This is a genomic window from Algibacter sp. R77976 (assembly GCF_044594645.1).
Taxonomy (GTDB): Bacteria; Bacteroidota; Bacteroidia; order Flavobacteriales; family Flavobacteriaceae; genus Algibacter_B.
This window is the reverse complement of record NZ_CP138989.1, coordinates 3,121,395-3,144,951: the sequence shown is the minus strand read 5'-3', so window position 1 is coordinate 3,144,951 and position 23,557 is coordinate 3,121,395. Positions and strand designations below refer to the sequence as shown.

Annotated in this window: 19 protein-coding genes; 8 read left to right on the top strand and 11 right to left on the bottom strand. The window is 32.7% G+C overall.

Annotated features, from left to right (window positions below):
- Positions 1-218: 218 nt before the first annotated feature.
- From SJY43_RS13425 to SJY43_RS13415, 3 genes are all read right to left on the bottom strand, one after another.
- A complete protein-coding gene (locus SJY43_RS13425) occupies positions 219-941 on the bottom strand; it encodes a hypothetical protein (RefSeq protein ID WP_396601260.1) in 723 nt (240 codons plus the stop codon).
- A gap of 72 nt (positions 942-1,013) precedes the next feature.
- Positions 1,014-2,708, bottom strand: a complete 1,695-nt coding sequence (gene ggt / locus SJY43_RS13420) for a gamma-glutamyltransferase (RefSeq protein ID WP_396601259.1) — start codon at positions 2,706-2,708, stop codon at positions 1,014-1,016.
- On the bottom strand, positions 2,701-3,303 hold the full coding sequence (locus SJY43_RS13415; RefSeq protein WP_396601258.1) for an ACP phosphodiesterase: 603 nt from the start codon (positions 3,301-3,303) through the stop codon (positions 2,701-2,703). Before SJY43_RS13415 ends, ggt begins: the two co-directional genes overlap by 8 nt.
- 41 nt (positions 3,304-3,344) lie before the next feature.
- Here SJY43_RS13415 and SJY43_RS13410 point away from each other — a divergent pair, with 41 nt between their 5' ends.
- From SJY43_RS13410 to SJY43_RS13375, 8 genes are all read left to right on the top strand, one after another.
- Positions 3,345-4,412, top strand: coding sequence for an acyltransferase family protein (locus tag SJY43_RS13410; RefSeq protein ID WP_396601257.1), 1,068 nt, complete (start codon positions 3,345-3,347; stop codon positions 4,410-4,412).
- Entirely contained in the window at positions 4,412-5,800 is a 1,389-nt protein-coding gene (gene glmM, locus SJY43_RS13405) for a phosphoglucosamine mutase (RefSeq protein ID WP_396601256.1), read from the top strand. The genes SJY43_RS13410 and glmM overlap by 1 nt, the downstream gene beginning before the upstream one ends.
- Positions 5,801-6,103: 303 nt before the next feature.
- Positions 6,104-6,766, top strand: coding sequence for a hypothetical protein (locus SJY43_RS13400; RefSeq protein WP_396601255.1), 663 nt, complete (start codon positions 6,104-6,106; stop codon positions 6,764-6,766).
- A gap of 47 nt (positions 6,767-6,813) precedes the next feature.
- Positions 6,814-8,139 (top strand): dicarboxylate/amino acid:cation symporter, encoded by a 1,326-nt coding sequence (locus tag SJY43_RS13395; protein ID WP_396601254.1) that lies wholly within the window; start codon positions 6,814-6,816, stop codon positions 8,137-8,139.
- Between the two features lie 84 nt (positions 8,140-8,223).
- Positions 8,224-9,384 carry a sulfurtransferase gene (locus SJY43_RS13390; protein WP_396601253.1) on the top strand — a complete coding sequence of 387 codons (1,161 nt, stop codon included), beginning with the start codon at positions 8,224-8,226 and terminating at the stop codon, positions 9,382-9,384.
- A gap of 317 nt (positions 9,385-9,701) precedes the next feature.
- A complete protein-coding gene (locus SJY43_RS13385) occupies positions 9,702-10,550 on the top strand; it encodes a hypothetical protein (RefSeq protein WP_396601252.1) in 849 nt (282 codons plus the stop codon).
- Positions 10,551-10,553: 3 nt separating this feature from the next.
- Complete coding sequence (locus SJY43_RS13380) at positions 10,554-10,904, top strand: hypothetical protein (protein WP_396601251.1); 351 nt, start codon at positions 10,554-10,556, stop codon at positions 10,902-10,904.
- A gap of 158 nt (positions 10,905-11,062) precedes the next feature.
- Complete coding sequence (locus SJY43_RS13375) at positions 11,063-12,085, top strand: reverse transcriptase family protein (protein WP_396601250.1); 1,023 nt, start codon at positions 11,063-11,065, stop codon at positions 12,083-12,085.
- A gap of 173 nt (positions 12,086-12,258) precedes the next feature.
- Here the strand turns inward: SJY43_RS13375 and SJY43_RS13370 are convergent, their stop codons facing one another.
- The 8 genes from SJY43_RS13370 to SJY43_RS13335 all read right to left on the bottom strand — a co-directional run bounded on the left by SJY43_RS13370 (position 12,259) and on the right by SJY43_RS13335 (position 23,526).
- Complete coding sequence (locus tag SJY43_RS13370; RefSeq protein WP_396601249.1) at positions 12,259-14,361, bottom strand: mucoidy inhibitor MuiA family protein; 2,103 nt, start codon at positions 14,359-14,361, stop codon at positions 12,259-12,261.
- Positions 14,362-14,515: 154 nt separating this feature from the next.
- A complete protein-coding gene (locus SJY43_RS13365; RefSeq protein WP_396601248.1) occupies positions 14,516-14,950 on the bottom strand; it encodes a hypothetical protein in 435 nt (144 codons plus the stop codon).
- A gap of 87 nt (positions 14,951-15,037) precedes the next feature.
- Complete coding sequence (locus SJY43_RS13360) at positions 15,038-15,457, bottom strand: thiol-disulfide oxidoreductase DCC family protein (protein WP_396601247.1); 420 nt, start codon at positions 15,455-15,457, stop codon at positions 15,038-15,040.
- Positions 15,454-17,625 (bottom strand): endonuclease MutS2, encoded by a 2,172-nt coding sequence (locus tag SJY43_RS13355; protein WP_396601246.1) that lies wholly within the window; start codon positions 17,623-17,625, stop codon positions 15,454-15,456. The genes SJY43_RS13360 and SJY43_RS13355 overlap by 4 nt, the downstream gene beginning before the upstream one ends.
- Before the next feature lie 239 nt (positions 17,626-17,864).
- A complete protein-coding gene (locus tag SJY43_RS13350; protein ID WP_396601245.1) occupies positions 17,865-18,455 on the bottom strand; it encodes a hypothetical protein in 591 nt (196 codons plus the stop codon).
- Positions 18,456-18,501: 46 nt separating this feature from the next.
- Positions 18,502-19,083 carry a tRNA-(ms[2]io[6]A)-hydroxylase gene (locus tag SJY43_RS13345; protein ID WP_396601244.1) on the bottom strand — a complete coding sequence of 194 codons (582 nt, stop codon included), beginning with the start codon at positions 19,081-19,083 and terminating at the stop codon, positions 18,502-18,504.
- A gap of 67 nt (positions 19,084-19,150) precedes the next feature.
- Entirely contained in the window at positions 19,151-20,923 is a 1,773-nt protein-coding gene (locus SJY43_RS13340) for a DUF5060 domain-containing protein (RefSeq protein WP_396601243.1), read from the bottom strand.
- Positions 20,924-20,973: 50 nt separating this feature from the next.
- Positions 20,974-23,526, bottom strand: a complete 2,553-nt coding sequence (locus SJY43_RS13335; protein WP_396601242.1) for a DUF559 domain-containing protein — start codon at positions 23,524-23,526, stop codon at positions 20,974-20,976.
- Positions 23,527-23,557 lie beyond the last annotated feature (31 nt).

Here is a 23,557-nt window from a genome sequence, read left to right as displayed (position 1 = left end):
AAAAATGAAGTAGGTATTATTTGTTGTTTGTTAAATTCTTGTGAAGTTTTGATTGTGAAATGGTAATTTTATTCTCGGAGATGTTGATTGTTTTAATAAATAAGGAACGCTAGCAGAATGTCCCGCGCAAGGGATTGAACGGTTTGATTGAGCTCGCCGACGTAGGAGGAAGCGAGTAGTGAAAGCCCGACCATTTTGGGTTGCGCCAAAAAAATAATTTATTTTGCTGTTTTTATATGGTTAATTTCTAAACCAAGAACTAACATTTTATGGAAGGTTGGAAGTTGTGCGCCAGTTTTGGTGGTTGTCCAATCACTCCACGAAGCTTTTAAGCCTTGTATGGGCAAAATTGATGTCCACATTTTAAAAGCCATTGGCTTGCCATTATCATCTAGTAACCATAAATAGGAGTCGCCTGGGGTTGAGCCACCTGATGTGTAAGTAACCAATAGCGCATCGTTGTTACTGCTAGTTTTAACGAGCCTGCGTTCTACGTCCTTATCGAATACTTTATATGGAGCAACCAACCAAAAGGAGTCGTTGTTAAAGTATGTAATGGCTTTTTCAATTAACTCTTGAGCCATACCACTTTCATTCTTGAAACTATGTATGTAAACTTTACTTTTTGATGTGTCGTTTAAATCTAGAACTACTTTGTTGTCTTTCCAATAGACATTACACATGTTATTTTGTTTATCCCACTCGTAATGATGTCTTTTTTTGAATGTCCACTCAATGTAATTGGTTGTTTTATAGGCTTCATAATCAAGAGCGTCTAACATTTTATAGGCTAAAGCATCGGCTTGTTCACCTTGAATACCTGTTGGTAACTCCTCATTATATTTAAAGTACAGGAAACCAAAAAATAACAGGCTTGGCAGCGTTAAGAAAATAATAACACCAACTATTATTTTTAATATTTTTTTAGGTTTAATAGCCATATAACGGGCTTTGAATTAGGGTTTGTTGGCAACTAAATTATTAAATATGATAATGTTATAAAAAGAAAATGATTAAAAACCGACGGCCGTATCATCTCCTCGATAATCGGCACCACCTTCGTACGTGTTATCATCTAAAACAAGTATTCCATCGACTTTGCCAATTACTGGCGAGTCCTTTTCGTTAATGGAATAGCCTAGTTTTTCAAGATTATTAACTAAAACTCTATCGAATGTGTTAGGTTCCATTCTTATTTCATCTGGTAACCATTGATGATGAAAACGTGGTGCGTTTACAGCCTCTTGCATTGTCATTTCAAATTCATGCACATTTAATATGGTTTGTAATACAGAAGTAATAATGGTTGATCCTCCTGGTGTGCCAAGTGTCATGTATAAATTACCGTTTTTCTCTACAATAGTTGGTGTCATAGAACTTAGCATGCGTTTTTCTGGTTCAATTTTATTGGCCTCAGCTCCAATTAGTCCAAACATGTTTGGCGCACCGGGTTTACTGCTAAAATCGTCCATTTCGTTGTTTAAAAAGAAACCGAGTTCTGAGCAATATAATTTAGAACCAAAGGCGCCGTTTAAGGTTGTTGTAGCAGCAATAGCGTTACCGAATTGATCGATAATGGAGTAGTGGGTGGTTTCATCACTTTCAATAATTTGAATGTTACCATGAGATACTTTGCTAGATAACGTGGCTTTTTTAAAAGAAAAATCAGCCATTCTATTTTTCAAATAATTACTTTCTATTAGGTTTTCTAATGGAATGTCCACAAAATCTGAATCTCCTAAATAGAAACTTCTATCGGCATAAGTGCGTCTTTCGGCTTCTGTTAATACTTGAATGGTTTTTAATGAGTTGTGTCCGTAGGTGTTTAAATCAAACGGTTCTATCATTTTAAAGAGTTGCGCTAAACAAATACCACCGCTAGAAGGTGGTCCCATTGATATAATCTTTAATTCGTCGTAATTAAATGCTACAGGCGTGCGCCATTTAGCCTCATAATTTGCTAAATCTACTTCGGTTAAAATACCTCCGTTATCCTGTATAAACTTAGCCAGTATTTTGGCTGTTTCACCTTTATAAAATTCATCTTTACCATGTTTTAAGATACGCTCTAAGGTTTTGGCTAAAGCAGGATATTTTATAGTATCATTTTGTTTCCATGGCGTATCAAAAAGAATAGTGTCTTTATTAGCTTTTGGAAATAGTGGTTGATACGCTTTAATGGTTTCTTCTTGTTTTTTGGTCACAATAACACCTTTGTTTGCTAATGTTATTACTGGATTTATAATGGATTCAATGGGTAATGAACCTAATTTTTCATGAACTTCAAAAATACCAGCAATAGTTCCGGGAACGCCAACTGCCATAGCGCCTAAGGTGCTTTTTTCTGGTATCACCTCACCGTTTTCATCTAGATACATATCTTTTGTGGCCGCCAATGGCGCTTTTTCTCTAAAATCGATAGAGCCAATATCTCCATTTACTTTTCTGTAAACCATAAAGCCACCACCTCCAATATTCCCAGCGTAGGGATAAGCTACCGCTAAAGCTAATTGTGTTGCACACATAGCATCAAAAGCATTACCACCTTTTTTGAGTACATCGCTTCCAATTTTTGAAGCTTCAACACGAGCAGAAACTACCATAGCGTTTTTGGTTATTAAGCCTTTTACCGGTGTTGCTGTCTTTTTAGTTTGTTTACATGAAACTAAAAAGAGAAGTAATATTAAAGATAAAATGTATTTATGCATATAATTCTTTTTTTAAAAGATTTAGTTTTTCCTTAGATGAAGCAATAATTTCTTCAAAAAAAGCAGAAAACTCATTTTCAAACTCGGTGTAAAAGGTTTCGAGTTCTACAACAGCTTCATTCATACTAGAACGGTTTTTTGTACGTCTGTTCATACCATCTAAAACCCTTGATATTCCTTCTATAGATGCATAATTTAACAACCAGTTATCCGCAAGCATATAAGGCATCATTTTTTGAATTCTTAAAGGAAGTATATCGTAATTAGTTTCTAAAGAATCATAAAATGTTTCAACATATTCGTCTAAAGGGGTATCAGAATACTTTTTCCAGTTTTTCGCCAAAAAGTGATCATAAAGAATATCTACAATAACACCCGAATAATGTCCGTATTTTTCATGAAGCCTTTTAGTACTTAGCCTAAAGGTTTTATGCGCATCAGTATAACTATCTATATGTCGATGCAATAGTATGCCTATTTGTATATCTTTTGGGTAGGTTTTATATTGTTTTCCTTTTATACCATCAGCAATAAAGTTTCCTATGGTTACTAAATTGTTATCTCCTGATAAATAAATATGTGCTAAGTAGTTCATTGAATAAATATATGTATTTTTGAAGCACAAATTTCGAATTTTTGAAGAAGCTTCCCAATTTAGATCCTTTACGTTTTTTTTTAGCTTCAATTGTTATGGTAATGCATATACCTAATCTGTCTAGAAATCAGGGATTAGCTTATTTTAATGAGTTACCTATTTTTTCAAAAGGCATACAAGCGGTTTATATGTTTTTTGTGTTAAGCGGTTTTTTAATAATAAGGTTAATCTTTATTGAGAAAAAAAACAACAGGTTTTCAATTAAGAATTTTTATATACGACGTATGTTAAGAATTTTTCCATTGTATTACGTCATTGTAATTTTTGGGTTTTTGTTTTATCATTTTATATTACCAGTATTAAATATTCCTTTTGATAATGACTATAACATAACTAATAGTATTTTATTAACTGTGTTTTTTCTTCCAAATGTATCTGCTAGTTTATATATGCCAGGAGGTATTTTAGAAGTTTTATGGTCTATTGGTATTGAGGAACAATTTTATCTTTTTGTAGCGCCTATATTTTACTTTGTAAGTAAAAATAAAATTTTCAAAGTCATTGTAGGTATCACTATTGCTTATTTTATACTATACCATATTCCAGATTTTGAGGTTTTACGAAGATTTAGTTTTGTGTATTTCTTATTGTTTTCTGGAGGTATAATAGCCATTTTAGAAGAAAACAAAAGACTGGAGTTTTTAAAAACAAAAAAACTATATACCTTAACTAGCTGTATTTTAATTATTATCTATTTCTTTACAAATATTTTTGAATTTGAAAGTAGTATATTAAAAAATTTGCTAACTGCAATTCTATTTAGTTTTTTTGTACATGCTATTAGTTGTAATAATTTTAAATTTGAAATTAAAAACAAGCTATTAAATTATTTGGGACAAATTTCATATGGCATTTATATGTATCATGTCATTGCATTAAACGCAACAGTTTACCTATTTTTAGAACTTAAAAATTATCAACTATTCAATGATACAACAACAATTATTTTAATAAATATTTCAACATTTATATTAACTATATTGGTAGCACATTTATCATATCAATATTTTGAAAAACCATTTTTAAAACTTAAAAATAAATTTAGATAATGACACTTATAAAATCAATTTCAGGAATTAGAGGAACCATTGGCGGACAAGTAGGTGAGAACCTAACACCTATAGATGCTGTAAAATTTGCATCAGCTTATGGTGTGTGGTTAAAACAACAACGCGAAAAAGAAAACTACAAAGTGGTAGTTGGTAGAGATGCCCGTATTTCTGGTAAAATGATTCAAAACCTAGTGATGAACACTTTAATTGGTTTAGGTATAGATGTGGTTGATGTCGGTTTGTCTACAACACCAACTGTAGAAGTTGCTGTGCCAATGGAACATGCTGATGGTGGAATTATTTTAACAGCAAGCCATAACCCTAAACAATGGAATGCTTTAAAATTACTGAACGAAAAAGGGGAGTTTTTAGATGCTGTTGAAGGTGCAAAAATTCTAGATATCGCAGAAAGCGATAATATGGCATTTGCAGATGTGGATAGTTTAGGAAAAATCACAAAAAATAAAGCATACATAGACTTGCATATTATTGAAGTTCTAGATTTAGATTTAGTAAATGTAACCGCTATTGAAGAAGAACGTTTTAAGGTGGTAGTAGATGGTGTAAACTCTACTGGAGGTATCGCTATTCCTTTACTTTTAGAGCGATTGGGAGTAGATGTTATAAAATTATACTGCGAGCCTAACGGCCACTTTCCGCATAACCCAGAACCATTAAAAGAACATTTAACAGATTTATCTGCCGAAGTGAAAAAGCATAATGCCGATTTTGGTATTGTGGTCGATCCAGATGTAGATCGTTTGGCCTTTATGGACGAAAACGGAGACATGTTTGGTGAAGAATACACGTTAGTTGCCTGTGCAGATTATGTATTAAGCCGAACACCAGGAAACACAGTAAGTAATATGAGTTCAACTCGCGCCTTACGCGATGTTACCGAAAAACATGGTGGCATGTACGAAGCTAGTGCCGTGGGCGAGGTAAACGTAGTAAACCTCATGAAAAAAAATAAAGTCGTTATTGGTGGCGAAGGTAATGGTGGTATTATTTATCCAGATGCACATTACGGGCGCGATGCTCTAGTTGGTGTTGCTTTATTCTTAAGCTTACTTGCCGATAAAAAAATGAGTGTAAGTGCACTAAGAAAAACATATCCAAGTTATTTTATGGGTAAAAAGAAAATACAATTAACACCCGGTTTAGATGTCGATGGTATTTTAAAAGCCATGGAAGAACGTTACCAAAACGAGCAACTAACAACAATCGATGGTGTAAAAATCGATTTCTCAGAAAGTTGGGTACACTTGCGTAAGAGTAACACAGAACCAATTATTAGAATTTATACCGAAGCAAAATCTCAAGAAGAAGCCGATGCTTTAGGTGATAAATTTATAGCCGAAATAAGCGAAATCGCTGGAATTTAAGTTTCTTATTAGAAGCTATTCCCGCTTTCCGCTGTATCTTTTTAAAACCACGTTTTTTCTATAAGAAAAATAACGTGGTTTTTTGTTTATTCAAGTAACTTACTAAGTTTTAGTTTTTATAAGGTTTTAAAAAGGATGCCGCTTCAATCGGGGCTAAATTATCAGCTAAATTTTAGTCAATCTTTCAATTTTACAATACCTGCCAAGGCTATATTTTATACTATTTTTAAGTCCATTACGTTTTATTCTAGATATATAAACTATTAATCTCTCTTTTCAATTAATACAACTAACCGAATTAAAATGAAAGTAATAATAAGAATAATAAAGTGGGTATGCATTATTTTTGGATTCATTTTGTTTAACTTCTTAGTTACAGAATATCTCTTGAAAGTAAACGGGATTTTTGAAAGTATTCATGAAGCTACACTTGATAGTGAGCTTAAAAGCGCCGATCGTATTTTTGATTTTACTCCCGAAATGGAAGAAAGGCTGCTAGGTCTTAAACTTGGAAATAAATTTGATTTAGAATCTCAAGAAAAAAAGAAGCACATACCGTATGCTGAAGCTGAAAATTACAATCCATATCCTCCAATATTACATCTTTTTAAATCTGATTATGTTATTTATAGTAAGGAATCTGCAGTAAAACAAATCACAATTCTTTCTGGAGAAAGTGACACAACACCTTCGGTTTTAGTTAGTAAGTCGAGAGGTAATTATACGGGCGGCGGCGACTATTTTGTTACATATATATTCTATCAGAACAATATTAATGTCACTAATGGAGTAGTTAAATGTGATTATGATAATATTGATTGGTATTCCTTTCGAGGTGGTAGTTACAACGGTTTTGAAGAAGCGTGGTTTGTAGTTTTTACCTTTTTCGAAATCCTTATCATAATTATTTGGTTAGTTATAAAAAAAAGAAAAACATCAAAAAATACTTATCTTGTCTCAAAATAATAAATTTAAAAAAATCCCTCTCCTTTGGAGAGGCTAGGAGAGGCTTTATGAAAAAACTAGCATTACATTGGAAAATTATAATAGGAATGGTTCTTGGAATCATTTTTGGTTTTATTATGAATACCGTTGATGGCGGAAAAGGATTCGTAGCCGATTGGATTGCGCCATTTGGAACCATATTCATCAATCTTCTAAAACTAATTGCTGTGCCTTTAATTTTAGCATCGCTAATAAAAGGTATTTCCGATTTAAAAGATATTTCTAAAATAAAATCGATGGGATTACGAACCATAGGGATTTATGTGGCGACTACAATAGTTGCTATTGTAATTGGTTTAAGTATTGTAAATGTGGTAAAACCAGGAAACGGAATGCCACAAGAAACCATAGAGAAAATTAAGCTTAAATATGAAAATGATGCCGGTGTAACCGATAAATTAATGAAAGCTTCTGCTCAAAAAGAAGCTGGCCCTTTACAAGCCTTAGTAGATATTTTTCCGAGTAATATTTTTAAATCATTCGCCGAAGCGTCTATGCTTCAAGTTATTTTCTTTGCCATTTTTGTTGGTATTTGTTTGTTGTTAATTGGCGATAAAAAAGCAAAACCATTAGTGAATTTCTTCGATTCTTTAAACGAGGTAGTCATGAAAATGGTAGATTTAATCATGCTTTTCGCGCCTTACGCAGTATTTGCTTTATTAGCAAACGTAATTATTGCTTTTGACGATGTCGAAATTTTAATCAAGCTTTTATACTATGCATTCTGTGTCGTTGGTGGCTTAATTTTAATGATTGGTTTCTACTTAATTTTAGTAAGTGTATACACTAAAAAATCACCAATGTGGTTTTTAAAACAAATAAGTCCTGCGCAACTTTTAGCCTTTTCAACTAGTAGTAGTGCGGCGACACTTCCAGTTACTATGGAACGTGTTGAAGAGCATTTAGGTGTCGATAAAGAAGTATCCGGTTTTGTATTGCCAGTTGGTGCTACCGTGAATATGGATGGTACTAGTTTATATCAAGGCATTGCTGCTGTGTTTATCATGCAAGTTATTTGGCCAGAAGGCTTAACATTTACCAATCAATTGGTTATTGTGTTAACGGCTTTATTAGCGTCCATAGGAAGTGCGGCGGTGCCAAGTGCAGGTATGGTTATGCTCGTTATTGTTTTAGAGTCTATTGGATTTCCTGCGGAATTATTACCTATTGGTCTCGCGCTTATTTTTGCTGTAGATAGACCGCTTGATATGTGTAGAACCGTTGTAAACGTAACAGGCGATGCTACGGTATCTATGATGGTGGCAAAGTCTTTAGGTAAATTACACGACCCAAAGCCTAAAGAATGGGACGATAATTATGAAGCTGTGAAATAAATTTTTAATTTTATTTAGAGATATACCTATTCAATTAATGTAACGCTTTGCGCCTTAGCGTCTTTGCGTGATAAAAGATATTAGATGAGTTCAAATATAACATTAACATCGCCTTTAGTTTCAGTAGAATGGCTTCAAGAAAATAGAAACGTCGATAATCTTATTATTCTAGATGGCACAATCAATAAGGTTTTTGATATTTCATTAGAGCAAATACCAAACGCCAGACTTTTCGATATTAAAAAGAAGTTTAGCAATCTTGACGATCCGTTTCCAAGTGCATTTCCTGCTACAGCTCAATTTCAAGAATCAGCCAGAGATTTAGGTATTAATCACGATAGTGTTATTGTAGCTTACGACGATAAAGGTATTTACTCTAGCGCCCGTGTGTGGTGGCTATTTAAAGCATTTGGATTTAATAATGTAGCGGTTTTAAATGGTGGATTGCCTGCATGGAAAAAAGCAAATTACGACACAGAACTCATGCAGAATTATGAAGGTGAAACTGGCGATTTCATAGCAAACCTTCAACCCAATTACATGAAGTTTTTTGATGATGTAGAAAACGCCGCGAAAAATGAAACTCATAAAATTATTGATGCCCGTTCTGCTGGTAGATTTAATTGTGAAGTACCAGAACCTAGAGCAGGCTTGCGTATGGGAACCATTCCTAACTCGGTTAATTTACCATTTACAGATTTGTTAGAAGATGGTATGCTAAAGTCTAAAAAAGACTTAGCTAAAGCGTTTTATATGGTTGCAGAACAAGACGAACCTATTATATTTTCATGTGGATCTGGACTTACTGCTTGTATTTTAGCTTTAGGAGCCGAACTATCAGGATATAAAAACCTATCTGTTTATGATGGTTCTTGGACAGAGTGGGGGAGTTTAACCACAGGCGATATGGATAACCCAAGCACATGGACTAAAGATGAGTTGTTAGCTTATATTCTAATCTATGTTTCAAATTCTGATTTAAATGAATCGAGAAAAGAAGAAAAATACATTTTAAGTCGTGTTGATAAAGAAGTTTACCATCGAATGAGTGGGCAGTTTGATGCCGATAACGATTACCAAAGCATTCAAAGCATCATTGAAGCTGTAAAAGCCCATGATTATTACCGTAACGATTTAGCTGATTTATTTGCCGATATTAAACTCATGGCATTTGCAGATGGCGATTACGACCCTATGGAACAAATGATTTATAGCCATTTGAAGAAGATTCTTAAAGTGGGTTAATCGTATTTTATAAGATTGATATATTCTAAGTAACTAAAATGTGGATTTTTTGGAAGTTCGTTAAACGTCTCGACTATGGTTTGTTCGGAATTATAAGTAATGATTTTCCGATTAAGCAATTAGCCAAAACTTTTATTTTGTTTTATTTTTTCTATTCTAAAGCTAAATCAAAAGATTTGGCGGACTTTATGAAAACACACTAAACTTTGAATTAAACACCAAACTCCGAATTAATTATAGCCTGTATTTTGTTTTGTTCAGTTTTTTTTTATTTACCATTTTGTTAATCCAAGAAAGGTATTATATTTATCATAGCAATGGATGTAAATCAACTTATAGAACTTCAGGAGTTTTTCGAAAGAAAAGGATGGACAAAATTTCAAGGTCATAAGCATGCCTTAAATAGAATCGGAGATTTAATTTCAACCCTTAACGAGGAAGAACAATACTTAATAAGTCAAATTTTAGACAGGTATCTTTGGGCTCCCAACGAAGAATATAATGCTCTTTTTTTAAGGGCTTTAAATAGAATGCCACCTGCTAAGTTTGAAGGGATTAAAAACATAATCTTTATACCGATTTCCAAAAAAACAGATATGGGAAAGATAAAGAGTTCCCTTGGAATTGCTTATTTATCCAAGGCTAGTTTTATTAAATATTACCCTCGTTATGAGAATCTCAATATAATTCCACTAAAAAATCACCTTGTACTTCAAGATAAAATAGATAAAGGTCATATTAACTTGCAAGATTCATTGATAATTTATTGTGATGACTTTATTGGTTCTGGTAAAACTGTAAAAGATTGTTTAACTTGGGTATTGAGTGAATGTGTTCTTGAAATTGAAAACATAAATATTTTAGGTTTAGTTGGAATGGCTTCGGGATTGAGTAATATTTCTGCGAAATATCAGTCTTGTTTTTTTGGAGAAACAGTTCAAAGAGCAATTACTGATTACTTCAATGGTTCTGAGTCAATAAAATATAAAGATATAATGATTGAAATGGAACGTGATATAGATTGTCATCGCGATTATTCTTTGGGGTTTAAAAAATCTGAAGCAGCTGTTTCGATGGTTCGTACTCCAAATAATACATTTCCTATATTTTGGAATTCTTTCAAAAGAAAGGAACCACATTGTAAACCCATTTTTCCAAGATTTTAAATTATGAAAAAAGAACATTTGCATTTACTCATTGTACTAAAATCTAGTGATAATCTCAATGGAATGAGGAAATATGGTTACGAATATGATGAGATTTTGACCTTTTTAAAAGAGTTAATAGCGAAAGAATATGTCTTGAGAACAAATGAAACTATTGAATTAACAAAATCTGGATATAACAAATTAAAAGAGTTTGATGAAAGTCAAAAAGAGGTTAATTCAAGTGGTATGAGCTCGTGGATTTTACCAGATTACAAGAATAAACTTAAAAGAAAAAGTTCAATATCTGTGCCTTTTATTCCTAATAGTAAAAGTTTAAAAAGGATAATTCAGAAAGTTCAAGAAAATTTGTAACTTTGTATTTAAGTTAGAGTACGATGTCGAACTCCACAAGAGAACTTACTTTCAAGCTATTCAGCCTAAAAAATACTGTTTTGGAAACAGCATTTTTCATGCTGATATTCGTTAGAGGAAATAATAGGAGGGAATTTCAAACCCTCCTTTAATGATTTATGGAGAATAAAAATTACATTGATCGATTTAAAAAAAAGGCACTTCAAAGGAACTTAGAAGAAAATGAAATTGAGGCCTGCTTAAATTATCAATTAATTCTTAATTCAAATGGATGTCCTGTAGTTTATGATGATTTGCATTTATCTAAATTAGTTGGATATCGCATAAATTTTCTTCGAAGAGCTTGCTATTATCAGAAATCATTTTATCGACATTATGAAATACCAAAAAAAGCTGGAGGAACAAGGCTAATTTCTGAGCCTTTACCAAGTTTGAAGGAAATTCAGAGGTGGATTATAGATGTTATTTTAGCAAATGTACCTGTTAGTAAATTCGCTAAAGCATATAAAAAGAATGGATCTGTTTTTAAGCATGCATTTTTGCATAAAAGTCAAGAAGTTGTTTTTGCTTTGGATATTAAGGATTTTTTCCGAAATATAAACGAGAAAATGATTTTCAAAATGTTTTCTAATTTTGGGTATACCAATCATCTTTCAGGGATTTTATGTAAACTTTGTTCACTTGAAAATGAATTGGCACAAGGAGCACCTACTAGTCCAATTATTTCAAATATTTTGCTAAGAGAATTTGATAACTTAATTGGCAATAAAGTTATATCAATGGGAGGGAGATATTCAAGATATGCAGATGATTTAACTTTTTCAGGTAATTTTGATTTTCCATTTGAAGAAATTGTTATTGAAGTAGAAAATATGCTTAATGATTTAGGGTTTAGTTTAAATGAGGCCAAAACAAAAAAAATGCCTAATTATAGGCGTCAAATGGTTACCGGAGTTATTGTTAATGAAAAAGTTCAGATTTCTAAGAAAGATAGGAGAGAAATTAGACAAGCTTGTCATTACATTAAAAATTTCGGATTAAAAAATCACTTAGAAAAGATAGGGGAAACTAGAAGAAATTATACAAATCATCTTATGGGTCGAATTAATTTTGGACTCCAAATGAATCCTCATGATGAAGAACTTAAAAGTTATATGTCTTTATTAAAAGATTTGATTTAATATCAATAATGCAAAAAGATATTTATTGTTTAAGGAAATTTGTGCTGCCTTTATTGTACATAACGCAAAGATAAACTTCCGTTTCTATGAACTTTATCGCTTGACAAACGAATTTAGTTAATTTTTCTCACAAACATAGTTTCAAAACAAGATTAATTATTAACAATTGACATCTACAAATTAATATTTCTATACCGCGGATATTTCAAAGTATATGATAACTTATAAGTATTCGTTTGGTTAGGTAAAATGGTTCGTTTCCATTTTAAAACCCCTTTTTTAGCATCGTAATTTGAGGTTCCGGTTTCAATAGCATCAACCTTTATATCTTTATTTTGACTTACAGGAATTCTGTCTACAATAACAATATCTATGGCTGTTGGTTTGTTGTTTTTTAGTTCGATATCATAGGCTTTTTCTACGATTTTGTTATTACCAATTAAGGCATTTTTCTTGTAGTTGTTAATAGGTTTTCTTTTAATAGCCACATTTGGGTCTACACCTAAAGACACCGTTAAACTATCGGTTACGGCATACGGGTTAATGGTTGTAATACCCGAATAACTGTCTTCAAAATAGATATTCACTTCACCTGGTAATAAATTGTATTGTTGCCATGCTCCAATTTTTGCAGTTAAAAACACATTCTCATTAATTACGGGCGCTGCAAAGTATGAAAACGTTGCTGGAACGGTGTATTTATCAATTTCAATAACGGTAATATTGCCATCGGTTTCTACAGATGTAAGTTTCTGTATTTCAAAATTAGTATTGGTAATACCTTCTGTGATGACATCGCCGTTTGTTGTTAGGCTTCCTTTTTTTGTGGTAACTACAATGACACCATTAGATCCTCTACTGCCATAAATGGCTGTTGCAGAATTATCTTTAAGCACATCGATGCTTGCAATTCTATCTTCATCTAGTTTTTTAAATGCGTTTGCGCTTGTGGTAATGCCATCTACAACATACAATGGTGTGCCTTTAAATTTAAAAGAGCCAGCGCCTCTTATTTTTATGTTTGAACTTGTAGCTCCTGGCGTACCATTTACTCTAACCCCTGCAACTCTTCCAGAAAGCGCAGATTCGACATTTGTACCATAACCAATAACCACAACTTCATCTAACGCCGAAACATCTTCTTGTAGGCTCACATTAATAACACTCGAGTGAATTGGAATAATTTCAGAATGAAACCCAATATATGATACTTCAAGTTCTTTAGCGCCTTTAGGCTCAATTGAAAAATTCCCATCAAAATCGGTAACAGCGCCACGACTTGTACCTTTTAAGGTTATGTTTACACCAGGAATAGGTTCTCCGCTGGCATCTGTAATTATTCCGCTGACTTGTTTTACAAAAGGATTGTGTTTATAGTCATAGCGTTTAGTAGCGTTCTCGGTTTTGTAATTATTATGTCTGCTGACAAAATTTAAGTATTTAGGATTCATTTCTGGCTTTAAATTATTGGTGTTTGGGTCGTTTGTAGAAAGTGTTAATTTAACATCGTCCCAACGAATACCTGTGTTTTGGTACACATGTGCTTTATAATGTAAATCGAGTGGTTTATTAATGTCTTTGGCTTTTAAATCGTAAATAGGAAACCATCCCGCATTTTTAACATTGTATTTTATAACCAAATTAAGTTGCTTGCTTACATTGGTATGAAGTTTAGCTTTTATTTCGCCAGATTGAATTTTATCATCGACATTAAGTTCTTGAAGTTGTTTTTTAATATCGTTAATTTGTTCGGTATACGCACGATTATTTTTTAACGATTTATGAATCAGTTTATTAACTTCAGTCATGCGTGTTCTGTAATAGGCTGCAAACTGTTTTAATTTATCAAGACTAACTACTTCATTTTCGTTGCCCAGTTTTCTGTTTTCTTTTATAATATTGAGTTCTTCTTCGTAACCCGACATAATATCTTCTTCAATGCGCATGGCATCTTTTAACGCTTCGATTTCGGCCTTAAGATTTTCTATAGCTTCAGATTTATCGAGTTTTGATAAATGGTTTATCGCATAGTTTATGGATAAAATGGAAGCATCGTTTAATCCGGAAATTTGAATGCTATTTTCTTGAATGTGAGGGGAGAGTTTAGTAAACGAAAACGCTGTTGTTCCAGCTGGTAATGAGATAGTTGCAGATCGTGTAATTTGTGCTCCATCTACAAAAACGGTGACTGCTTTTATTTTAGATGTTGTAGGATTGGTGTTGTTGGCAAAGGCAAAAGCCGTGAAGCAAAGAAATAAAATGCATAGCTGTTTCATGATGAGTTGTTTTAAGTTTCGAATAAACTTATAACCAATTACACCATTAAAAAACGAAGAATGAGTTATCTGTACTTTTAGTTGAGTTAACTACTAATTTGGGTGAGTTTCACTCTTAACTAAATACTTTTATGGAGTTGAAGAAATAATTATTTTATAAATAAATAGTAACTGTATTATCTTCTACTTTAAAGGTGTTACCGTTTATTTGTACGTCAATAAGATTGCCAAAATCGCAGCATTCATTGGTGTTTGGCGCTGATGTGTTGTAAGATAGACTAGTTATTATTTCAGAATCTATGAGTATTTCTAAAAAGTCAGATGTACTCTTTTTTTCTATATATAGTAAGCCTGAGGCTTTAATGGTAGTAAAATCAAATGTATTTTCAGAAGCGTCTCTTATTATAATTGCTGTATCAGAAATATTATCTTGAAGAATGATGTTTTCGTTTGTGGTATTATCAACTAAATCTATAAGAATAAATGGAGTTGCACATGAAACGGTAGAACAATCTGGTAGACCATCATCTTCGGCTTTACAACAAATACATACTGTAAGTATTATAAAGTAGGCTAATTTCTTTATCATGATTTAAAGCGTTTCTTATTAGATGAGTAAAACTTAGAAAGGTTGCGTTATTGTATTAGAAAAGTACTAGTACCTTTTAAATGCTAATTATTCCAAAAACTTATTCTTCAATTCTGGCGTAGGAATCATACAAGATTCTTTTTTTCCGTACCATTTATATCTATTTTTTGCAATAAAATCGTAAACTAAGTTGCTTATAAAGTCTGGGATGATTAAAAAAATAGTTAATACATTTGTTGGGAAACCTAATTGAGACCCTATTTTTAAAGCAGCTCTCGATTTGTAATGAATCGTTTCTTTTTCAGGATTATATAATAGGATAGAATCTACTTGTGAAGTGTCAATATTAAACTTTTGAATAATTTGTTTTCCAGCGTCACTTTGCAGAGGAGCGAATATAAACTTGTTCTTTTTATCACGTTTTATAACGTATAATACAGAACTATTGCATAGGTTACAAACACCATCAAAGAGGATTAATTTTTTATGTTTTGGGATGTTTATCATTTTTTCATAGATTCAACCAACTCTAATTGGTCTAAGCTAACGTTCGTCGTAAACATACCATAATTAACAACAGCTTTGTTTTTTTCAATTTTGTCGATGGTACCAATGGCGCGTCCGTCTTCCATTCTAACGCGATCTCCAATGCGTATAATAGCCTTTGGTTTTGGTGGTGCTTCTGCCGCTTTTTTCTTTTCGGCTTTTTTCTTTTTCCTAATAACGTTAACCTTCTTTTCGGCCTCTTGTTTTACTTGGTTTTCTTTATGCTTTATGGCTTTTTTCTGTTTTGCAGAAACTCTTTTTCGTTTAGAGTTTTCAATCTGTACCACTTTAAAAAGCTCGTCCATTAAGGCTTTCTTCTGTTTGTTATTAAAGTACTTTTCGGCAATATCGTTAACCTTTTGCCCTAAATATATTAAACGTTGGTTGCTATCATATAATTCTTGATAGCTTTCAAGCTTCTTTTGTATTTTATTATTTATTTCTTCAAGCTTATCGGCTTCTTCTAGTTTTTTCTTTTCGTTTTGCTTTAAAGATTGTCCTGTTTTTTCAAGTCTAGAGCGTTCTTTTTGAAGTTTTGCAATAGTGGCATCAAAACGCACCTTACTGCGTTCAATTTTCTTTTTAGCACGATTAATCAAACTATACGGAATCCCATTTTTTTGTGCTACTTCAAACGTAAAACTACTTCCGGCTTGACCGATAACGAGTTTAAAAAGTGGTTCTAAAGTACGTTCATCAAAAAGCATATTCGCATTTAGCATAAAAGGCATCTCGTTAGCCAATATTTTTAAGTTTGAATAATGCGTTGTAATAATACCGTAAGCCTCTCTATGGTAAAACTCTTCTAAAAAAGTTTCAGCCAAAGCACCACCAAGTTCTGGGTCACTTCCTGTACCAAATTCATCAATTAAAAAGAGGGTGTTTTTATTACACTTCTTTAAGAAATAATTCATTTGCTTTAAACGGTAACTATACGTACTTAAATGATTCTCGATAGATTGATTGTCACCAATATCACTTAAAATTCTGTCAAACAAACATACTTTGCTTCGTTCATGAACAGGGATTAACATACCGCTTTGCAGCATAACTTGTAATAAACCAACTGTTTTTAAAGTGATACTTTTTCCACCTGCATTGGGTCCCGAAATCACAATAATTCTACTGTCTTTTTTTAATGTAATAGTCTGCGGAAATGTTTTTTCTTTCTTCTCTAAATTATTTAAATAGAGTAGTGGGTGATAAGCATCTCGTAATAACATGCTTCTGTCTTCCGAAAACTCAGGAAGTATGCCATTCATAGATTTTGCGTATTTCGCTTTCGCGGAAATCACATCTATATCAATTAAAAAGTTTTGATAATCTTTTAATAATGGTAAAAACGGACGCATAAAATCCGTTACTTCTTTTAAAATTCGAATAACCTCTTCTTTCTCTTCGTATTCTAAATTATTAAGTTCTCTGGTGTATTGTAACGTGACTTCTGGCTCAATATAAACAATGCTTCCGGTTTTGCTGCCGCCCATAATAGAGCCTTTAACTTTACGTCTATACATTGCTTTTACAGCTAATACACGTTTGTTTTCAACTACAGATTCTCGAATATCATCTAAATACTCTAGATTATGATAGTTGGTTAAAGCACTACTAAAACTGGCGTTTATTTTGCCTTTTACCTTGTTAATTGATTGACGTAAATCAAACAATAAGTTCGAGGCGTTATCCTTTATATCGCCAAAACGGTCTACAATACCATCAACTTTTTCAATAAGAATTTTAGTAACCTCAATATGCGATGCAAATTGATTTAAGTTTGGGTAATACTCTTCGAATTTCTTTAGGAAAACGACAATAGCATTTACAGTAATAGACATGGCTACTATTTTTTTTAAACCATGAACTTCTAAATAGGTGTTTTCTATGTTGAGTAATTGTAATTCTTTAGAAATGGTATCGAATCCATGATTAGGTATTCTGTTGTCATTATAAAATGAAGATACGTACTCGTTAGTTAAACCTAAAGAAGCCTTTAATTCTTCTTGAGTTTTAAAGGGCGAAATTTGTAATGCTTTTTCATGCCCAAGTGGTGTAATACAAAGTTCACTAACCTGTTGTAAAACCGTTTGAAACTCTAAATCTTGTAATGTTTTTTCGTGGATGTGTATCATTCCTAAGTATGCGCTCTAAAAATAAAGGAATGCAAAGTTAAACATTATAATGATGATTTTTAGTAATGAAAATTCAAATGTTAAAATGTTAAATAACAGAGTGATATGGTTTTTTTAACAAAACACTAACAGGTCCGTTATGTATTTCTAGTTAACTTCAAACTCAATCAACAATTCATCAATCAAACTATAATCAGTTTTAAAAGCTCAAACATTTAATTTGTTTGAGTTTTTATTTTTTATTCTACTATAAATTTATAGGCTCCATTTTCATCTGAATCAATAATTTTAGATTGAATGTTTATTTGACGGTCGTAGCCTGAGCTTCCGGTAATGTTTACACGTTCTGAATAATCAAGGTTAGGCGTTCCTAAATAGTAAGTTCCTGTTTCTAGAAGTTTTATACCAAATTTACTTGAAAAGTTAACGCTGTTATACATGTTTTTAACTTCAATTAACTCGTCGTAAGTGTTGTCTGCTAAACCATCTAGAATAATAATATTACTATTAGTAACAGCTATTTTTGCTAGTGTGCCAAAGCTTGTTTCTTTATATAAAATGAGGTTGTTATATAGAATAGGGTCTGCGTCTAAGTCTAAAAGATCCGATAGTATTATGGTTTCGTTGTCAACCGTAGTTTGGCTGTTTTTAATTAATGTATTAATGAAAATGGTATCATTTAATTGAAATACAGTTTCATCGTTTTCAATACTAATAATAGTGTCGTTTAATACTTCAAAGTATTCGTAATTATAATCGTCTTCTTCCGGACAACAAAGACCAGCACATAAAGAAATAGTTATAAGTATTAGCGTAGAAAATATTTTCATAAATAAACTTTATTTGTAGATGCAGAAAGTTGCAGATAGTTGCGTCTTAGCCATGAATTGTTTCAGATTTCCCGTAATTAGTAATAATTTCACCTTCAAAATCTATAAGTTCTTGCCAACGTTTATCAACATCAATACCTTTTCCGTATTGACGCGCAAAGCCAATAAAAGTGGTGTAGTGTCCAGCTTCGCTAATCATTAAATCATGATAAAATTTAGATAATTCTGGATCCTTAATGCGTTGCGATAAAAGTTTAAAGCGTTCGCAACTACGTGCTTCTATCATGGCAGAAAACAAAAGTCTGTCAACCATACTTTGTTGCCTGTTTCCGCCTTTGTTCATGAATTTATAAAGCTCATTTACATAATGGTCTTTTCGCTCTCTTCCTAATGTGTAACCACGTTGTTTAATTATGTCGTGAACCATCTGGAAGTGTTCTAATTCCTCTTGAGCCAATTTTATTAACTCGGTAACCAATTCTTCATGCTCACTATTATTAGTAATAATTGTTATGGCATTTGTAGCAGCTTTTTGCTCGCACCAAGCATGATCGGTAAGTATTTCTTCAATATTCGATTCTACAATGTTTACCCATCGTGGGTCTGTTGCTAATTTTAAGCCAAGCATAATTTTTCGTTTTTGTAAAAGTAGGTATAAGATAGAAATTGAAAAAAGACTAGCTAATATAATTTACTTATTCAGTTTTTATCCTTTTTAAAAGCACCACCCAACTTGAGGTTATTGAGTTTGGCGCTTCTCCTATTGCAACACCAATACCGTTAGACACCTTTGTTATGTTTCCATTTTTTAAGGCACCTCCGTGTCTAGGATCAAACCATTTTAAATCAAAATTACCAGAGCTTAAAATATCTATAGCTGTTGACCCGCCATTGGGAAGAAAAATAATATAATGGTCTTTAAAATCGGTTAATAAATATCCTGAGCTTACCGCGGCATTATTACTTTCTAAATTTTGAAAAGGAATATTGTTGTTTTCTAGAAATGCTTTGGCATAACGCATACGTTCATAATATTTTTCATGTAATCTGTAATCATCTGTTTTAATATCACCATTATGAGAATAATAATGAATTCCAGCGCTACCAGCTGTGATTGATGCCCAAAGCGAATTGTTTGTCCAAGTTTCTATATTAGGCAATTTGCTGCTATATGGTTCTGAATATCGAACAACCCATTCCTTATTGTTTTTTGTAGATAAATTTTTTACATTCAAAAGTTCATTATGCCCGTGTGTTATGGTTTGGAAGTTTGCTTGAAGTGATATCGTTGTTAATGCACTTTTACCGGGTAGAGCGGTTAATTCTGGAAAAATACTAAAATCTTTACTTGGTCCGTTATGGACACTAATTAAGTCGTTATATGGACTTAACGATTTAATGTAATTTGCGGCTTCTTCAATATGCGTTGCTTCGTATTCATCGCCACCACTATCCCAATTAGCTTCTTCGCCTAAATTGTAAATTATATTAAGATATCCAAACCGGGCAATCATTTCTCTGTAATATAACTTTCTGCTATTTGAAAATGTTTGTCTAGAAATACCCTCTTGATCTTCAAACCAATTACTGTTTTCAGTTTCTGTTAACACTAATTCTTGTGCCATACCCTTATTATACATATGGTCGAAAACGATTTGCCATTGGTCGAGCTTTGAAACATCATAGGTCGTGTAATCTGTTTTATTTGGAAAAGGATATGCTCTGTCTCCATCGCCTGTTATATTCATAGTTAAAAAATAATGAATATTGAGTCCTTGATTTGCTAAGTAATTTACAGCACCAATAATTTCTGTGCCTTTGCCGTTTTGCCAACTAGGATCTCCGTTTGAATAATTATTTGCTACCTCTTCATAATCATGTCTTGATGGCGTAGCATCAAAATCGTCATACTCTAAAAATGTTTCTGGACTATCGGCACCAATTTCAAAATAGTAATCTCCATTATCAAATTGCGCAAAATCTTTACCTACATATTGTAATTTACCTTTGGCTCTAAAATCGTTGTCTTTAATATCTGTTGCTATAATTTCGAACATTCCAGAATTACCATCTATAGATGTTGCTTTACCATCCAAAGGGTTAGTGCTCACAGCTACGTTTATTCCGCTTCGGAATGATACTGAGTAATTCCATGTACCTATTTCGTTGGGTGTGAAATGACATCGCCATTTGTTTCCGGAAGTAGCGCTAGTTTCGGCAGCATGACCATCGGCTGCAAAGTAACCTGGTATAATATAAACTGCTGATGAAGGAGAAGTGAAGGTTACATTCATCCTGTAATCTAGATATGTTGCAGGTTTTTCGCTTAAATTTAGCCCTTCAAAAGTTAAGGTGGTTTTATGATATTGTTTTAATTGTCCGGTTATTGTTTGACTGTAAAGGGTATTTTGTAAAAAGCCAATAAAACAGATTAAAGACGCTAGTTTTTTTAGATAAGAAAATGCCATATTTTGATTTATGCTAGAATAGTTTGTAGTAATTCAGATATTTAAATAGTTTAACTAATATAATTCCAAATATTTTTATACTTCCCAAGTTGTTTATAAGTATTTAAAAACACTTGGTTTTCAGGAAGAGAAAGAGAAGGGTCTATTTTTAAAACCGATTTAGCATGATGTCTTGCTAATTGTAAAATGTCGTTATCCTTAATAATATCGGCTATTTTAAGATTTAAAACACCACTTTGTTGCGTCCCCATAATATCTCCAGGACCACGTAAACGCAAATCGACTTCTGCAATTTCAAAACCATCACTAGTTCTAACCATAGTCTCCAAGCGGGTTTTGCTGTTTGCGCTCAATTTATGACTGGTCATTAAAATACAGTAACTCTGTTCTGCACCTCGTCCAACACGACCACGTAATTGGTGTAATTGCGATAAGCCAAAGCGTTCTGCGCTTTCAATAATCATAACAGAAGCGTTTGGCACGTTTACGCCAACCTCAATTACTGTAGTGGCAACCATAATTTGAGTCTCACCTTTAATAAAACGCTGCATTTCATAATCTTTATCTGCCGGTTTCATTTTTCCATGAACGATCGATGTTTGGTATTTTGGCATTGGAAAATCTCTTGAGATACTTTCGTAGCCATCTATCAAATCTTTATAATCCATTTTTTCATTCTCCTGAATTAAAGGATAAACAATATAAACTTGACGCCCTTTGTCAATCTCGTCCCGAATAAATTTAAAAACATTCAGTCTATTTTTATCATACCTATGTACTGTTTTTATGGCTTGTCTTCCTGGTGGTAATTCATCAATTATGGAGATGTCTAAATCGCCATAAACAGACATCGCTAAGGTTCTAGGAATTGGTGTTGCGGTCATCACTAAAATATGTGGTGGGATAGCAGAAGCCCCACCAACCTCCCCAGAAGGGAGGCTTTTTAAGCATTTCGAAATATAACTCAAAACGTTATCAATATCTCCTAGAATTTGTTCGTTGGTAAACCTTATAACTTTAAAACCTATTTCGTTTAGAATTTGGGTTCTTAAGTCATCTGCTTCTTTTTGTTCTATGGTATTGTGATATCCACCATCAACTTCAATTATTAAATTCTTTTCTAGATTGATAAAGTCGACAATAAATTCATCAATGATATGTTGTCTTCTAAACTTATAATCTAACTTTTTATTTCGTAAACATTCCCATAAAACAGATTCAGCTTGAGTGCTATTTTTTTTGTTTTCAACCTGTAGTTCTTTTAATAATTTATAGGTCGATGGGCGGGCGGTCATATATTTTTTAAGTAAAGTTTTTACTTCCTCCCCATGGGAGGATTGAGGAGGGCTTTGTGGGTTGCTTTTTTTCCACAATTTACTTCTTTGTTTTACTCCAAATCGATGTTGCTCATCTATAATAGCAAGTCCTAAATTTTTGAATTTTACTTTGTCTTCAAGTAGGGCATGGGTGCCAATTAATATTTGTAATTCGCCATTTTCTAAAGATTCATGAATTAATCTTCTTTTTGAAGTTTTAGTTGAACCAGTTAATATTTCTATATTGATATTCAGTTTGTTGCACCATTCTAATAAACCGTTATAGTGTTGTGCTGACAAAATTTCAGTCGGCGCCATTAAACAGGCCTGATAACCGTTGTCAATCGCCATGAGTATTGACATGAACGCTACAATGGTCTTTCCAGAGCCCACATCGCCTTGTAAAAGCCGATTCATTTGTGCATTACTACCTAAATCTGATCTAATTTCTTTTAGAACGCGTTTCTGCGCGTTGGTTAATTCGAAGGGTAAATGGTCTTTAAAAAACGAATTGAAATAGGTTCCAACTTGATTAAAAGGAAAGCCTTTTATTTTCGATTTATGAATTAAATTTTTGATAATTAATTGCAGCTGAATATAAAATAATTCTTCAAATTTAAGTCTAAATTGAGCTCGTGAAAGTAGTTCTTGATTCTTCGGGAAATGCACATTAAAAAGTGCAGATTGTTTATTGATTAATTTTAATTCTGAACGTAAATTATCAGATAGCGTTTCATTAAATTTTCCGTTAGTTTCAATAAATAATTGTTGCATGATTTTTCCAATCACGCGATTTGTAATGCCTCTATTATTTAATTTTTCGGTAGAAGGGTACACGGGTTGCATGGCGGATCGCATGTTTTTTTCATGTTCTTTTTGCAACTCCAATTCTGGATGTGCCATGCTGAATTTTCCGCTAAACCAATTGGTTTTTCCAAAAGCCACATAGGTTTTGTTAAGCTTTAAGTTTTCTCTAATCCATTTTTGTCCTCGAAACCAAACCAATTCCATCGTGCCAGTTTCATCTTGAAAGGTTGCAACCAAGCGTTTTCCTCGCTTTTGGGCTACTTCTTTAAATCCTGTAATTTTCCCAATAACTTGTACATCGGCATTACTACGTTGTAATTGGTTTATTTTGTAATACTGGGTTCTGTCTATGTATCTATTTGGAAATAAGTTGATTAAATCTTGATACGTATGTATGCCTAACTCCTTACGTAGCAAATCGGCACGATTTGGACCAACGCCTTTTAAATAATCTATGGGAGTTTGTAATTTTACAGACATAAACACAAAATTAATTAATTACTTAGTTTCT

Bases quoted from the DNA above. Each gene is read 5' to 3' on its own strand.
- SJY43_RS13425 (WP_396601260.1), bottom strand. From the start codon at position 941: ATGGCTATTAAACCTAAAAAAATATTAAAAATAATAGTTGGTGTTATT.
- ggt (WP_396601259.1), bottom strand. From the start codon at position 2,708: ATGCATAAATACATTTTATCTTTAATATTACTTCTCTTTTTAGTTTCA.
- SJY43_RS13415 (WP_396601258.1), bottom strand. From the start codon at position 3,303: ATGAACTACTTAGCACATATTTATTTATCAGGAGATAACAATTTAGTA.
- glmM (WP_396601256.1), top strand. From the start codon at position 4,412: ATGACACTTATAAAATCAATTTCAGGAATTAGAGGAACCATTGGCGGA.
- SJY43_RS13400 (WP_396601255.1), top strand. From the start codon at position 6,104: ATGAAAGTAATAATAAGAATAATAAAGTGGGTATGCATTATTTTTGGA.
- SJY43_RS13395 (WP_396601254.1), top strand. From the start codon at position 6,814: ATGAAAAAACTAGCATTACATTGGAAAATTATAATAGGAATGGTTCTT.
- SJY43_RS13390 (WP_396601253.1), top strand. From the start codon at position 8,224: ATGAGTTCAAATATAACATTAACATCGCCTTTAGTTTCAGTAGAATGG.
- SJY43_RS13385 (WP_396601252.1), top strand. From the start codon at position 9,702: ATGGATGTAAATCAACTTATAGAACTTCAGGAGTTTTTCGAAAGAAAA.
- SJY43_RS13380 (WP_396601251.1), top strand. From the start codon at position 10,554: ATGAAAAAAGAACATTTGCATTTACTCATTGTACTAAAATCTAGTGAT.
- SJY43_RS13375 (WP_396601250.1), top strand. From the start codon at position 11,063: ATGGAGAATAAAAATTACATTGATCGATTTAAAAAAAAGGCACTTCAA.
- SJY43_RS13370 (WP_396601249.1), bottom strand. From the start codon at position 14,361: ATGAAACAGCTATGCATTTTATTTCTTTGCTTCACGGCTTTTGCCTTT.
- SJY43_RS13365 (WP_396601248.1), bottom strand. From the start codon at position 14,950: ATGATAAAGAAATTAGCCTACTTTATAATACTTACAGTATGTATTTGT.
- SJY43_RS13360 (WP_396601247.1), bottom strand. From the start codon at position 15,457: ATGATAAACATCCCAAAACATAAAAAATTAATCCTCTTTGATGGTGTT.
- SJY43_RS13355 (WP_396601246.1), bottom strand. From the start codon at position 17,625: ATGATACACATCCACGAAAAAACATTACAAGATTTAGAGTTTCAAACG.
- SJY43_RS13350 (WP_396601245.1), bottom strand. From the start codon at position 18,455: ATGAAAATATTTTCTACGCTAATACTTATAACTATTTCTTTATGTGCT.
- SJY43_RS13345 (WP_396601244.1), bottom strand. From the start codon at position 19,083: ATGCTTGGCTTAAAATTAGCAACAGACCCACGATGGGTAAACATTGTA.
- SJY43_RS13340 (WP_396601243.1), bottom strand. From the start codon at position 20,923: ATGGCATTTTCTTATCTAAAAAAACTAGCGTCTTTAATCTGTTTTATT.
- SJY43_RS13335 (WP_396601242.1), bottom strand. From the start codon at position 23,526: ATGTCTGTAAAATTACAAACTCCCATAGATTATTTAAAAGGCGTTGGT.